This is a genomic window from Streptomyces sp. NPDC035033, assembly GCF_040636735.1.
Lineage (GTDB): Bacteria > Actinomycetota > Actinomycetes > Streptomycetales > Streptomycetaceae > Streptomyces.
This window is the reverse complement of sequence record NZ_JBEZUZ010000002.1, coordinates 37,929-49,602: the sequence shown is the minus strand read 5'-3', so window position 1 is coordinate 49,602 and position 11,674 is coordinate 37,929. Positions and strand designations below refer to the sequence as shown.

Here is an 11,674-nt window from a genome sequence, read left to right as displayed (position 1 = left end):
TTTCCCAGGGCGGACGCGCGAAGAACGGCGGCCACCCGGAAGGATGACCGCCGTTCTTCGCGTGGACGCGGGATCAGCCCTTGAGCTCGGCCGCCACCAGCTCCGCGATCTGCACCGCGTTCAGCGCGGCGCCCTTGCGGAGGTTGTCGTTGGAGAGGAAGAGCGCCAGGCCGTTCTCGACGGTCTCGTCGACGCGGATGCGGCCCACGTACGAGGCGTCCTTGCCGGCCGCCTGGAGCGGGGTCGGGATCTCGGACAGCTCGACGCCCTCGGCGCCCTTCAGCAGCTCGTAGGCGCGCTCGACGCTGATCGGACGCTCGAAGCGGGCGTTGACCTGGAGCGAGTGGCCGGAGAAGACCGGGACGCGGACGCAGGTGCCGGAGACCTTCAGCCCGGGGATCTCCAGGATCTTGCGGGACTCGTGGCGGAGCTTCTGCTCCTCGTCGGTCTCGAAGGAGCCGTCGTCGACGATCGAGCCGGCCAGCGGCAGCACGTTGAACGCGATCGGGCGCTTGTAGACGCCGGGCTCCGGGTACGCCACGGCCTCGCCGTCGTGCGTGAGCTCGGTGGCGCGCTCGGCGACGGCCCTGACCTGGCCGTCGAGCTCGGCGACGCCGGCCACGCCCGAGCCGGAGACGGCCTGGTAGGTGGTGGCGACCAGCGCGGTCAGGCCGGCCTCCTGGTGGAGCGGCTTGAGGACCGGCATGGCGGCCATCGTGGTGCAGTTCGGGTTGGCGATGATGCCCTTGGGGCGGTCCTTGACCGCGTGCGGGTTGACCTCGGAGACCACGAGGGGGACCTCGGGGTCGCGGCGCCAGGCGGAGGAGTTGTCGATCACGACGGCGCCCTGGGAGGCGACCTTCTCGGCGAGGGCCTTGGAGGTGGCGCCGCCGGCCGAGAAGAGCACGATGTCCAGGCCGGTGTAGTCGGCGGTCGAGGCGTCCTCGACCGTGATGCCGTCCACGACCGTGCCCGCCGACCGGGCGGAGGCGAAGAGCCGCAGCTCGTCGACCGGGAAGTTGCGCTCGGCCAGGATCCTGCGCATGACTGTGCCGACCTGACCGGTGGCTCCGACGATTCCGACCTTCACGGGGACTCCTCCGTACGTGTGTGCAGGTGCTGCCGCTCCCCATCATGCGTGCCGCCTGCCGTTCCTTGTCCAATCCATTGTCCGAGGGGCGGGACGCGGCGCCCGGACGAACGTTTCGGGGCGGCCGTGCGTCGAAGGGGGGAACCGACGGAGGAAGGGGGCGGGGTGGAGCTGATGGACGCGGCGCTCGTGGACCGGGTGCGGGCGGTCCTCGCGCTGGGCGGGGTGCCGTACGCGGAGCTCCAGGACGGGGTGCAGCAGGTGGGCCTCCGCCTCCTGGAGGCCCGGGCGAAGGGGGACCCGCCGCGCTCCCCGGCCGCCTGGTGCGCGGTCGTCGCCACCCGCGTGGCCGCCGACTGGCACCGGGCCCGGCGCCGGGACGAGCGGCTCGGCGAGCGGCTGACCGCGCTGCCGGAGCCGCCGGGCGGCGGGGAGGAGGCCCGCGTCCTGGCGCTGGCCGTGGCGGAGGGCCTGGACGCGCTGCCGGAGAAGCAGCGGCAGGTCCTGGTGCTGCGCTTCTACGCGGACCTCCCGGTGGCCCGGATCGCCGAGGAGCTGGACGTCCCCGAGGGCACGGTCAAGAGCAGGCTGCACGCCGCCGTCCGCGCGATGCGGCAGCGGCTCCGCACGGACGAGGTGGTGTGAGGTGGACGACAAGGAGCGGGACCCGCTGGCACTGGCCCTGTTCCCGGAGGACGGGGAAGGGGCCGGGGCCGGCGCCGGGGACGACCCGGAGGTCGCCCGCGCCCTGGCGGACGTGGCCCTGATCCGCGCGCAGCTGGGCGTCCTCGCGGACGCCCTGACGGCGGAGCCCGTACCGCCGCCGGCCCCGGTACGGCCCCGGCGCCGCGGCCGGATCGCGGCCTGGGCGCTCGCCGCCTGCCTGGCGCTGGGGGTGCTCGGGACCGGCGGGGCGTGGCTGGCCGCGCGGCCGGACGGCGGCCTCGACGACGCCGGGGGCAGCGCGAAGCTCACGCCGGGCGGGATCGTCGCCTGCGCCACGGACGTCGCCGAGGGCACCGTCGCGCGGGTCGAGCCGCTGGAGGGGGAGGGCGAGTACCGGGTGGTGCTCCGGGTGGAGCGCGCGTACAAGCCGGCCGGCGGTGGCGCCCGGGAGCTGGTCTTCCGGAGCTGGGCGGGGGAGCCGTCGTACTACCGGCCCGGCGTCCGGATGCTCGTGGTCGTCTCCCGCTTCCCCGAGGAGGGGGTGCTCTCCTTCCGCCAGGACATGGAGCCGCCCGGCGAGCTCGGCGAGGACGTCGGCCCGGTCCGCGACGAGCTGGAGTACGGCCGCGCGTGGGTGGCGAAGGGGCTGCGGGAGGGGGCCGGGGACTGCCCCGGCCGGGGCTGAACGCGCGAGGGGCGGGCGCCCGTACGGACGCCCGCCCCCCTTCGTGCCGGGGTGTTACGGGGTGACGCTGCCGATCAGGACGCTGCCGGAGCCCGCGACGGTGCCGCGCGCGTTGACCAGCTGGACCTGGCCGAAGAACTGGCGTCCCTCGGGGGCCGGGCCGCCGACGACGACCTCGGCCGCGACCTCGGTGCTCGCGCCGTTGGCCAGCGGGTAGGTCCGGGCCTCGTCGACCTTCACGGTGCCGAGCGCCGCCGAGTAGTACACGTCCTTGTAGTCGTAGGTCGTGCCGCCCTCGGCGTGGACCGCGTAGCCGTCGACGACGACGGTGTAGGTGCCCGCGGCCGGCTTGACCAGGGAGACGGACTCCTCCGAGTCGCCGTCGGCGGACTGGCCGACCTGCTTGCCGTTCAGGAGCACGGTCAGGTCGAGGTCGGCCGCCTTGTCGGAGGTGTTGCCGATCGCGATGTCGAGCCGCTCCACGCCCTCACCGATGGTGACGGTCTTCGTCTGCTGCTCGTGGTGCTGGATGGTCGGCGTCTCGGACTTCTGCGAGCCGAGCGGGCCGCCCTTCAGCTTGCCGTCGAGCGCGGCGAAGCCGTTGGTGACGGTCCACTCGACGCCGGCCGGGGTGCCGACCTTCGCCTCGGCGACCGTCTGGACGGCCGGGTCGAAGGAGGCGCCGAGGACGGAGACGTCCAGCTTGTAGGGGTTGTCCAGGTCCGGCGAGGTGCGCCGCGACTCGACCTCGATCTCCCACACGCCCGGCTGCGGGTCGGTGTAGGAGCGCAGGTCCGGACGGCAGGTGTTCGCCGGGTTGTAGTGCGGGTAGCAGCCGGTGGTCGCGGTCGGGTCGACCGGGACGCCGTACGGGTGGATGGCGATGAACCGGGTCTGGCTCTTCTCCTTCAGGCCGCCGATCGCGACCTCCAGGGACTTGGCGCCCCGCGGCACGGTCACGAAGTACGACTTCGTGCTGTTGCGCTGCACGCTGCCGGTGGCGGAGAAGGTGTAGCCGGGGGCGACCAGGTCGTTCGCGACGACGACGGTCGACATGATCTGCTTGTCGACGCCCTCGGTGCGCTCGTCGTCGGCCTCCAGGAGCACGCTGTGCGCGCCGGCGGTGCGCGGGCGGGCCTCCAGCTTGACGGTGACCGGCTTGTTCAGCGGCAGGTCGATCTCGTCGTCGCCGAGGATCCGGAAGGTGCCGTCGTTGTACTTGAGGTCCAGCTCGTGCTCGACGGCGCGGTCCGGGCCGCTGGTGCGGGTGACGGTGACGTCGTAGACCTTCTTCTGGCCGACCTTGAGGCCGCCCTCGCGGTCGTACACGCCGGTGCCGGTGCGCGGGGCCGGGAAGATCGCGGTGTCGACCGGGGCCTCGACCTTGTAGGAGTGGGCGGTCGCCCCGTCCTTGATCGAGTCCCAGGCCTCGACGACGTCGACGAGACCGGCGCCCTGCTCGTGGGCCGCGACGCCCGGGATCCGCTTCGCGGTCGAGGTCAGCGCGGTGCGCAGGGTCAGCGGGGAGAGCTCGATGCCGCGCTGCTTGGCGGCCGACAGCAGCAGCGCGCCGACGCCCGCGACCTGCGGGGACGACATCGAGGTGCCGTTGAGCATGCCGTAGCCGGCGGGCAGGCTGTAGCCGGCCTCGGCGACGCCGGCGCCGGCCTGCCAGGTCGGGATGGTGTTGACGGCCGAACCCGGGCCGGTGACCAGCGGGGCGGCGCCGCCGTCCTCGCGCGGACCGCGCGAGGAGAACGGGAACATGGCGTACTTCTTCTCGACGGCCGAGCCGTAGTTGGCGGCCCAGGTCGACTGGGAGACCGCCGCGCCGACCGAGAGGACCTTGTCGGCCAGGCCGGGGTCGCCGATCGTGTTGGTGCCCGGGCCGGAGTTGCCGGCCGAGATCACCAGCTGCACGCCGTACTCGTCGATGAGACGGGTGTAGAGGCGGGCGCGGACGTTGTCGCCGTCGTTCAGCGCGGGCAGGCCGCCGATCGACATGTTGACGATGTCGACGCCGCGGTTGACGACGAGGTCGACCATGCCCTCGGTGAGGGCGGTGTTGGTGCAGCCGCCGGTCCAGGTGCAGGCGCGCGAGGAGACGATCTTCGCGCCGGGCGCGGCGCCGTTCATCTTCCCGCCGAAGAGGCCCTTGGCGGCGGTGATGCCGGCGACGTGGGTGCCGTGCGAGGACTCGACGAGGCCGATGTTGACGAAGTCGCGCTTCTGGCCGACCCAGGAGCCGCCGTACGGGTCCATCGGGACGTCCTTGCGGATCTCCACGACGAACGGGGTGCGCTCGACGACGTCGGTGGCCGGGTCGTCGGTGCCGAAGTAGCCGATCTGGTAGCCGTCCTTGTACGGCTTCATCGGCTCGTTGTCCGTGAAGTCGAAGTCCTGGTCGGTGTCGACCCGGACGGTGCCGGCGGCGGCGTCGTACAGCATGCCGAAGGTGTCGGTGGTGTCGCCGTCGCGGTTGATGTCGCCGGCCGGGTCGCCGCCCGCGGTGACGGACTCGCTGAAGCGGCTCCACTGGTAGGAGCCCGCGGGCGCCTTCCAGGACTGCGCGGCGGCGGTGAAGACCGGGCCCGCGACCGGGGTGACCTGGGCGCGCCAGGTGGCGTCGCTCTCGGTGATCGGGTCGGTGGCGGTGACCCAGTCGACGATCTTGCGCTCGCCGGTGGTGGTCTTCTGGAGGGCCGGGTGGCCCAGGTCGACGCCCGAGTCGAGGATGCCGATGGTCACGCCGCGGCCGTCGGCCTTCGGGTGGTCCTCGACGAACTCGACGGCGCCCGTCTCGTGGGACGGGTTGTACGGGTTCTTCGCCGGGGTGGACTTCGACGGCGCCGGGTACGTCCGGGTCACCGTGGTGCCCTCGACGGCGCCGGCGGCGGTGTCCGCGGCGGGGGTCGGGTCGTCCAGCTGGATCTCGGCCTGGAGGTCGAGCGACTGGACGGAGGAGAGCTTGGCGGCGGCCTTGATCGCGGCCTCGGCCTTGCCGGTCGGCAGCGTCGCGCGGACGTAGCCGAGCGCGTCGTTGCGGTTGCCGACGGAGCCGCCGGGGACGGCGTCGAGCTGGCCGGCGACCTGCTCGGTCGCGCCGGGCGCGGTGGCGACCAGGACGGTGACGTGCGGCTCGCCGGCGGCCTCGGCCTCGGCGAGGCGCTGGGCGTCGAGGGCGCCGAGCTTGTCGGCGGGCTCCGCGGTCTTCACCGGGGGGTTCGTCGCCGGGTCGTCGGCGGCGAGGACCGGGGCGGCACCGGTCGCGACGAGCGCGGTCACCAGGCCGGCGGCGGCGGCGATCCGCGCCGCTCGTCTGCTCCCGGCGGTCGAGCGCCCGGGTATGGAGCTCTGCGTTTCGGGGGTGGTCATTTACATCCCTGTTTGTGAAAGAGAGGGTCCGGATTTCGGTACCGGATGACCGCTCAGCCTTTCGTAAGTGACAGGGTTTTGTGGAGAGTTCCTGAAGGGCGGGTTGTGGCGGTGGCGTACATCCGCCACCGCGCCCCATGCGCCACACGAGACGAATCGCCCCCAAGAGGGGCGATTCGACGGGGCGGTGAGCTCCTCCGGCGCCTACTGGTCCTTGGTGCGGGCGTAGTGCCGGGACGCCTTGGCCCGGTTGCCGCAGGTCGCCATCGAGTGCCAGCGCCGGGTGCCGTTCCGCGAGGTGTCGAAGAAGTGCAGGACGCACGCCTCGTGCGCGCAGACCCTGATCCGGTCCGGGGCGGTGCGCAGCAGGTCCAGGTGGCCGCGGACGGCGGTCCAGGCCGGCCCCCACGCCGGATCGGCGAACTCGGCCCGCTCGCCGGGCCCCTCGGCGGTGAGCACCGCGCGGATCCGGCCGTGTTCCAGGACGGCGTCGGCCCGGGCGATCGCGTCCGGGTCGCCGGGCCGGTCCACCAGCCCCTTCAGCGCCTCCCGGCCGGCGCGGGTGCGGCGGAGCGTGGCCTCGTCGGCGGCGAAGCGCCCGTCGAGCCCGTTGGCCGCGAGCCAGACCGCCAGCCCCGCCGTGTCGGCGAGGAGGTCCCGGGGCTCGCCCTCGTCCATCCAGCGGGTGTTGAGCAGGTCCAGGGAGACCGGCTCGCCGGTCAGCGGCCGCGGGTCGGCGACGGTCATGACGGGCGTCCTCCTCGGTCCTGGGCGTTCTAACCCCTCAAGCGTACGTGACAGGTTGCAGCCGGATGTTTCTAACCCCTAAAGTCGAATTAGACGGTTAGCCCGAAGGGGGCGACCGACGACGAGGGGACCGTCATGTCCGCGATCGGCACGCTGAACACGGCGCACATCGGCATCAACGTCACCGACCTGGACCGCTCGCTCCGCTTCTACGGAGACGTCCTCGGCTTCGAGGTGATCGGCTCGGGCGATGCCGACGGGCGGCGCTACGCCTTCCTCGGGCAGGACGGCAGGCTCGCCGTCACCCTCTGGCAGCAGGCCGGGGGCGGTTACGACGCGACCCTGGCCGGCCTGCACCACCTGGCCTTCGAGGCCGAGTCCATCGAGAAGGTCCGCGAGGCCGAGGCCGCCCTGCGGGAGCGGGGCGTCACCTTCGCCCACGAGGGCGTCGTCGCCCACCACGAGGGCGCGGCCTCCGGCGGCATCTTCTTCCACGACCCCGACGGCACCCGCCTGGAGATCTCCGTCCCCCAGGGCGCCGAGGGCGCCCCGGCCCCCAGCGCCACCGCCCCGACCTGCGGCTTCTTCTAGCCGACCCGGCGCATTTCGCCCGTACCCGCCCGGAGGCCCGTCATGACGACCGCGTACCACCACGGCTCGCTCGCCGTCCAGCGGAGGCTCGGCGTCCAGCAGGCCGCCGCCCGCATCGCCCCCAGCGTCCGTCCCGGCATCCGCCCCGTCGCCGCCGCCTTCCTGGAGGCCCAGCCCATGCTGGTCCTCGGGGCGGCGGCCCCGGACGGGCGCGTCTGGGCGGGCCTGCTGACGGGCGAGCCCGGCTTCGCCCGCGCCACCGGACCCCACACGGTCGCGGTCGCGGGCGCGCCCGGCCCCGGCGACCCGCTCGCCGGCGCCCTCGCCGACGGGGCCCGCGTCGGCACGATCGCCCTCGACCCCCGCACCCGCCGCCGCATGCGCCTCAACGGCACCGTCCGGACCGGCGCCCGCGGCTTGCTGATCGAGGCCGAGGAGATCTTCTCCAACTGCCCCAAGTACCTCCAGAAGCGCGAGCTGTACGGCGCCGCCCCGGCCGGCCCGCCCGCCGGGGCCGCCCGCCGGGGCGAGGTCCTCACCGAGGCCCAGCTGGCCGCCGTCCGGGCGGCCGACACCTTCTTCGTCGCCACCACCGGACCGGACGGCGCCGACGTCAGCCACCGCGGCGGCAACCCCGGCTTCGTCCGCGCCGACGGCCCCCGCGCGCTCCTCTGGCGGGACTACCCGGGCAACGCGATGTTCCTCACGCTCGGCAACCTGGAGACCGACGACAGGGCCGGTCTCCTCTTCCTGGACTGGGAGAACGGCACGACCCTCCAGCTCAGCGGCCGGGCGCGAATGGTATACCATCTGGGGGAGCGGTACGTCCGCTTCCGGGTCGACAGCGTCGTCGAGACCCCGGGCGCCAGCCCCCTGCGCTGGTCCGCGCCCGAGTACTCCCCGGCCAATCCGACCACCCCGTGAACCGCACCACCCCCGCCCGCACGCGGACTCCCGAACCACGCTCCCGAGGAACCCGTGACCCCTGCCGCCCAGGCTCCCGAGACCACCGTGCCCGCACCGTCCGCGCCCCCCGCCCCCGCGGCTGCGTCCGCGCCCGCATCCACGCCCGCCCGTCCCGGCCCGCCGCCCCGCCCCCGCCTCACGGCGGTCCTGGCCGCCACCGCGCTCAGCACCACCGCCCTCCTCCTGCTCGTCGCCCTCGGCACCGTCCTGCACCACCCGCTGCTCATCCCGCCGCTCGCCGCCTCCATGGCGCTGGTCGCGGCCTCCCCGGACCTGCCGCTCTCCCAGCCCCGCTCGGTCGTCGGCGGCCAGTTCCTCTCCGCCCTCACCGGCTTCGCCGTCCTCGCGGTCGCCGGCCCCGGCCCGTGGGCCGCCGCCGTCGCCGGCGGACTCGCCCTCGGCGTGATGACGCTCGCCCGCGCCCCGCACTCCCCGGCCGCCGCCACCGCGGTGATCGTCGTCCTGGGCGGGGTGCCCTTCTGGACCTTCACCGGCCTCCTGCTCGTCTCCTGCGCGCTGCTCGTCGCGGTCGGCGTCCTCGCCGCCCGCGTCACCCGCCGCACCTACCCCCGCTACTGGTTCTGACCGGTCCGGCCGTCACCCCCGTCCCCTAACCTCTCCTCATGAAGCAGGAGTTGAGGGTGGCGGCCTACGCCGTGTGCGTCCGTGACGGCGAGGTGCTCCTCGCCCGCTGGGTCGCCAAGGACGGCACCAAGCGGTGGACCCTGCCCGGCGGGGGCATGGACCACGGCGAGGAGCCCCTCGCGACCGTCGTCCGCGAGGTCGAGGAGGAGACCGGGTACGCCGTCGAGCCGGTCGCCCTCCTCGGCGTCGACTCCGTCCTGCGCGACTGGCTCCCGCGCCTCGGCGCCCGCGGCTCCTGGCAGGGGCTCCGCCTCCTCTACGAGGCCCGGATCACCGGCGGCGAACTCCGCCCCGAGACCGGCGGCTCCACCGACCTCGCCGCCTGGCACCCCCTCGACGCCGTCCCCGCCCTGCCCCGGGTCCACCTCGTCGACATCGGCCTCGACCTGTGGCGCGACCGGCCCCCGCTCGGCCGCTCCCGCCTCGCCGACGAGAACCGCAACTGACCCGCGCCCCGCCCCCCTTCCGCCGAACGGCCGAAAAACGCTCAACCGGCACGACCCCGCTCAACCCGCCCGCCCCGCCCGTGGTCCTCCCCGCCGACCGCACCACCGGACCACGGAGACAGGGGATCCACATGACCGCCGTCCGCACCGCCCGCGCCGCCGTCGCCGCGGCCCTCGCCGCCGGCCTCGTCACCACCGCCCTCGCCGCTCCCGCCCTCGCGGCCGGACCCGCCGCCCCCGCGCAGCGGGACCACGCCGCCACCCAGGCCGCCCTCCGGGCCGCCGTCGACGCCGGCGTCCCCGGCGCCGTCGCCCAGGCCCGCGTCGACGGCCGCTCCTGGACCGGCACCGCCGGCGAGCGCGGCGGCGACGACCGCTACCGCGTCGGCTCCATCACCAAGACCTTCGTCGCCACCGTCCTCCTCCAGCTCCAGGCCGAGGGCCGCGTCGACCTCGACGACCCGGTCGAGAAGTGGCTCCCCGGCCTCGTCCGCGGCAACGGCCACGACGGACGGAAGATCACCCTCCGCCAGCTCCTCAACCACACCAGCGGCGTCTCCAGCTACACCGAGGACCCCGCCTTCCAGCAGAAGGTCTTCGGTCCCGGCTTCCTCCAGCACCGCTACGACACCTGGAACCCGCGCGACCTGGTCGGCATCGCCATGGAACACGCCCCGGACTTCGCCCCCGGCACCTCCTGGAACTACTCCAACACCAACTTCGTCCTGGCCGGCCTGGTCATCGAGAAGGTCACCGGCCGCCCCTACGGCAAGGCCGTCGAGAACCGGATCGTCAAGCCCCTCAAGCTCCGCGCCACCAGCGTCCCCGGCACCGGGGTGAACGTCCCCCGGCCCAGCAGCCGCGCCTACTCCACCCTCGTGCCCGACCCGTCCGCCCCCGTCCACGACGTCACCGAGCTCAACCCCTCGCTCGCCCACGCCGCCGGCGAGATGATCTCCGACTCCGCCGACCTCCAGACCTTCTACCGCGCCCTCCTCAAGGGCCGGCTCCTCCCGAAGGCCGAGATGCGCGAGCTGACCACCACCGTGCCGGTCTCCCCCCAGCACCCCCGGTTCCGCTACGGCCTCGGCATCTCCTGGCAGGAGCTGAGCTGCGGCACCGAGATCTGGGGCCACGGCGGCGGCATCCACGGCTCGCTCTCGGAGGCGTACGCCACCCGCGACGGCCGGCACACCCTCGCCGCCAACATCAACGCCGACTGGACCGGCGACACCCAGGCGGTGATCGAGGCCGAGTTCTGCGGCACCGCGCCGAAGGAGTAGCCGTCACCGGGGCAGGACGACCACGTACGCGGCGGGCCGCCGCTCCGACGCCGCCATCAGCGCCGTACGGACCACGGTGGCCTGCTGCTCCGCCGACTCCCGCAGCTTGCGCGGGGTCAGGTGGACCACCGTGATGCCCAGCCGCTCCAGGTGCTCCCGCTTGCGGGTGTACTCGGACCACAGCGCGTCCTCGTCCTGCCGCGGCGCCCGGGTGTCCAGCTCCACCGCCACCGCCTGGTCCGGCCAGTAGGCGTCCACCCCGCCCAGGTGCGGGCCGCCCGGCAGCCGCAGGTCCACGTTCCACAGCGGGTCCGGCAGCGCGAAGTCCCGCACCATCTCGTACAGCCGCTCCTCCGACAGCGCCCGCCCCTCCACCAGGAGCGAGTCCACCGCGTCCACCACGTGCGGCCGGGTCAGCAGCCGTGCCCGGCTCAACTCGCGCACCAGCACCGGGGGTTCGCAGTGACCGCCGCGGACCGCCTCGGTCAGCAGCCGGCGGACCGTCCCGGCGTCGTGCAGCCCCGAGACGGCGTCGGCCAGCGCCCGGGCGACCGGCGCGACCGGCAGCCCGGACAGCTCCACCGGCTCCGGCGACTCCGGCGCCCGCACCACCCGCACGAAACCGGTCGACCGCAGCCGCCGGGTGCGCCCCACCAGGACGTCGATCCGCTCCAGGGCGGCCGGCGGGGGAGCGGAGGAGAAGCCGTGCAGGGCGAGCCCGGCGAGCCCGGTGATCATCGCGCCCGGCCCGTGCGCCGCCGCCCCGCCGTCCCGGCGGGCGTAGAGCAGCGCGGCCCGCAGCCGGTCGTCGCCGGTCGGGGCGGAGGGGCGGAGCAGGAAGACGCCGGGCAGCAGCTGCTGCCAGTCGCCGCCCGCCGCCGACCGCCCGGCGACCTCGGCGGCGGGCACGCCCATGGCCCTCAACTGCTGGGCGGAGGCGAGCCGTTGCGTGGTGCCGGCCGGGGAGGAGAGGCGGCGGGGGCGGGGGGTGATGGGGGTGTTGTGGTTCATGCCGGGGGTCTTCCGCTCCCCGCCCCGCCCCTAACGGCCTGTTACAGAGCGGTGGCCGAACCCGGACAACCCCGCACTAAAGTACGCGCGTTCGACTGCCGAGAGAGGCCCGCGCCGGGAAGGGCCCGCGCGTTCGCGGTCCGCCGCGGCCCCCTCGGCCGCCGCGGCC

11 protein-coding genes are annotated in these 11,674 nt (G+C 74.4%); 7 read left to right on the top strand and 4 right to left on the bottom strand.

The features are described 5' to 3' along the window. Positions 1-73: 73 nt before the first annotated feature. Positions 74-1,090 carry an aspartate-semialdehyde dehydrogenase gene (locus tag AB0E83_RS01675; RefSeq protein WP_362104351.1) on the bottom strand — a complete coding sequence of 339 codons (1,017 nt, stop codon included), beginning with the start codon at positions 1,088-1,090 and terminating at the stop codon, positions 74-76. A 174-nt stretch (positions 1,091-1,264) separates the two neighbouring features. Between AB0E83_RS01675 and AB0E83_RS01670 the strand changes: the two genes are divergently transcribed. After that, complete coding sequence (locus tag AB0E83_RS01670; RefSeq protein ID WP_362104596.1) at positions 1,265-1,735, top strand: sigma-70 family RNA polymerase sigma factor; 471 nt, start codon at positions 1,265-1,267, stop codon at positions 1,733-1,735. A gap of 1 nt (position 1,736) precedes the next feature. After that, on the top strand, positions 1,737-2,441 hold the full coding sequence (locus AB0E83_RS01665) for a hypothetical protein (protein ID WP_362104349.1): 705 nt from the start codon (positions 1,737-1,739) through the stop codon (positions 2,439-2,441). Between the two features lie 54 nt (positions 2,442-2,495). On the opposite strand, the gene AB0E83_RS01660 is transcribed toward AB0E83_RS01665, so the two are convergent. Further along, positions 2,496-5,816 carry a S8 family serine peptidase gene (locus AB0E83_RS01660; RefSeq protein WP_362104347.1) on the bottom strand — a complete coding sequence of 1,107 codons (3,321 nt, stop codon included), beginning with the start codon at positions 5,814-5,816 and terminating at the stop codon, positions 2,496-2,498. 204 nt (positions 5,817-6,020) lie between these two features. After that, positions 6,021-6,563 (bottom strand): CGNR zinc finger domain-containing protein, encoded by a 543-nt coding sequence (locus AB0E83_RS01655; protein ID WP_362104346.1) that lies wholly within the window; start codon positions 6,561-6,563, stop codon positions 6,021-6,023. Between the two features lie 135 nt (positions 6,564-6,698). Between AB0E83_RS01655 and AB0E83_RS01650 the strand changes: the two genes are divergently transcribed. From AB0E83_RS01650 to AB0E83_RS01630, 5 genes are all read left to right on the top strand, one after another. Beyond that, positions 6,699-7,154 carry a VOC family protein gene (locus tag AB0E83_RS01650; protein WP_362104344.1) on the top strand — a complete coding sequence of 152 codons (456 nt, stop codon included), beginning with the start codon at positions 6,699-6,701 and terminating at the stop codon, positions 7,152-7,154. Between the two features lie 42 nt (positions 7,155-7,196). Next, the gene (locus AB0E83_RS01645; RefSeq protein ID WP_362104342.1) at positions 7,197-8,078 is read left to right on the top strand and encodes a pyridoxamine 5'-phosphate oxidase family protein; all 882 of its coding nucleotides are present in this window, start codon (positions 7,197-7,199) and stop codon (positions 8,076-8,078) included. 54 nt (positions 8,079-8,132) lie between these two features. Next, the gene (locus AB0E83_RS01640; protein ID WP_362104340.1) at positions 8,133-8,705 is read left to right on the top strand and encodes an HPP family protein; all 573 of its coding nucleotides are present in this window, start codon (positions 8,133-8,135) and stop codon (positions 8,703-8,705) included. 38 nt (positions 8,706-8,743) lie between these two features. Next, positions 8,744-9,211 carry an NUDIX hydrolase gene (locus AB0E83_RS01635; protein ID WP_362104338.1) on the top strand — a complete coding sequence of 156 codons (468 nt, stop codon included), beginning with the start codon at positions 8,744-8,746 and terminating at the stop codon, positions 9,209-9,211. Between the two features lie 131 nt (positions 9,212-9,342). Then, positions 9,343-10,494, top strand: coding sequence for a serine hydrolase domain-containing protein (locus AB0E83_RS01630; RefSeq protein WP_362104336.1), 1,152 nt, complete (start codon positions 9,343-9,345; stop codon positions 10,492-10,494). 3 nt (positions 10,495-10,497) lie between these two features. Here AB0E83_RS01630 and AB0E83_RS01625 read toward each other — a convergent pair whose 3' ends face one another. After that, positions 10,498-11,505, bottom strand: a complete 1,008-nt coding sequence (locus tag AB0E83_RS01625; RefSeq protein WP_362104334.1) for a hypothetical protein — start codon at positions 11,503-11,505, stop codon at positions 10,498-10,500. Positions 11,506-11,674: the final 169 nt, after the last annotated feature.

Bases quoted from the DNA above. Each gene is read 5' to 3' on its own strand.
- AB0E83_RS01630 (WP_362104336.1), top strand. From the start codon at position 9,343: ATGACCGCCGTCCGCACCGCCCGCGCCGCCGTCGCCGCGGCCCTCGCC.
- AB0E83_RS01645 (WP_362104342.1), top strand. From the start codon at position 7,197: ATGACGACCGCGTACCACCACGGCTCGCTCGCCGTCCAGCGGAGGCTC.
- AB0E83_RS01670 (WP_362104596.1), top strand. From the start codon at position 1,265: ATGGACGCGGCGCTCGTGGACCGGGTGCGGGCGGTCCTCGCGCTGGGC.
- AB0E83_RS01635 (WP_362104338.1), top strand. From the start codon at position 8,744: ATGAAGCAGGAGTTGAGGGTGGCGGCCTACGCCGTGTGCGTCCGTGAC.
- AB0E83_RS01660 (WP_362104347.1), bottom strand. From the start codon at position 5,816: ATGACCACCCCCGAAACGCAGAGCTCCATACCCGGGCGCTCGACCGCC.
- AB0E83_RS01625 (WP_362104334.1), bottom strand. From the start codon at position 11,505: ATGAACCACAACACCCCCATCACCCCCCGCCCCCGCCGCCTCTCCTCC.
- AB0E83_RS01655 (WP_362104346.1), bottom strand. From the start codon at position 6,563: ATGACCGTCGCCGACCCGCGGCCGCTGACCGGCGAGCCGGTCTCCCTG.
- AB0E83_RS01650 (WP_362104344.1), top strand. From the start codon at position 6,699: ATGTCCGCGATCGGCACGCTGAACACGGCGCACATCGGCATCAACGTC.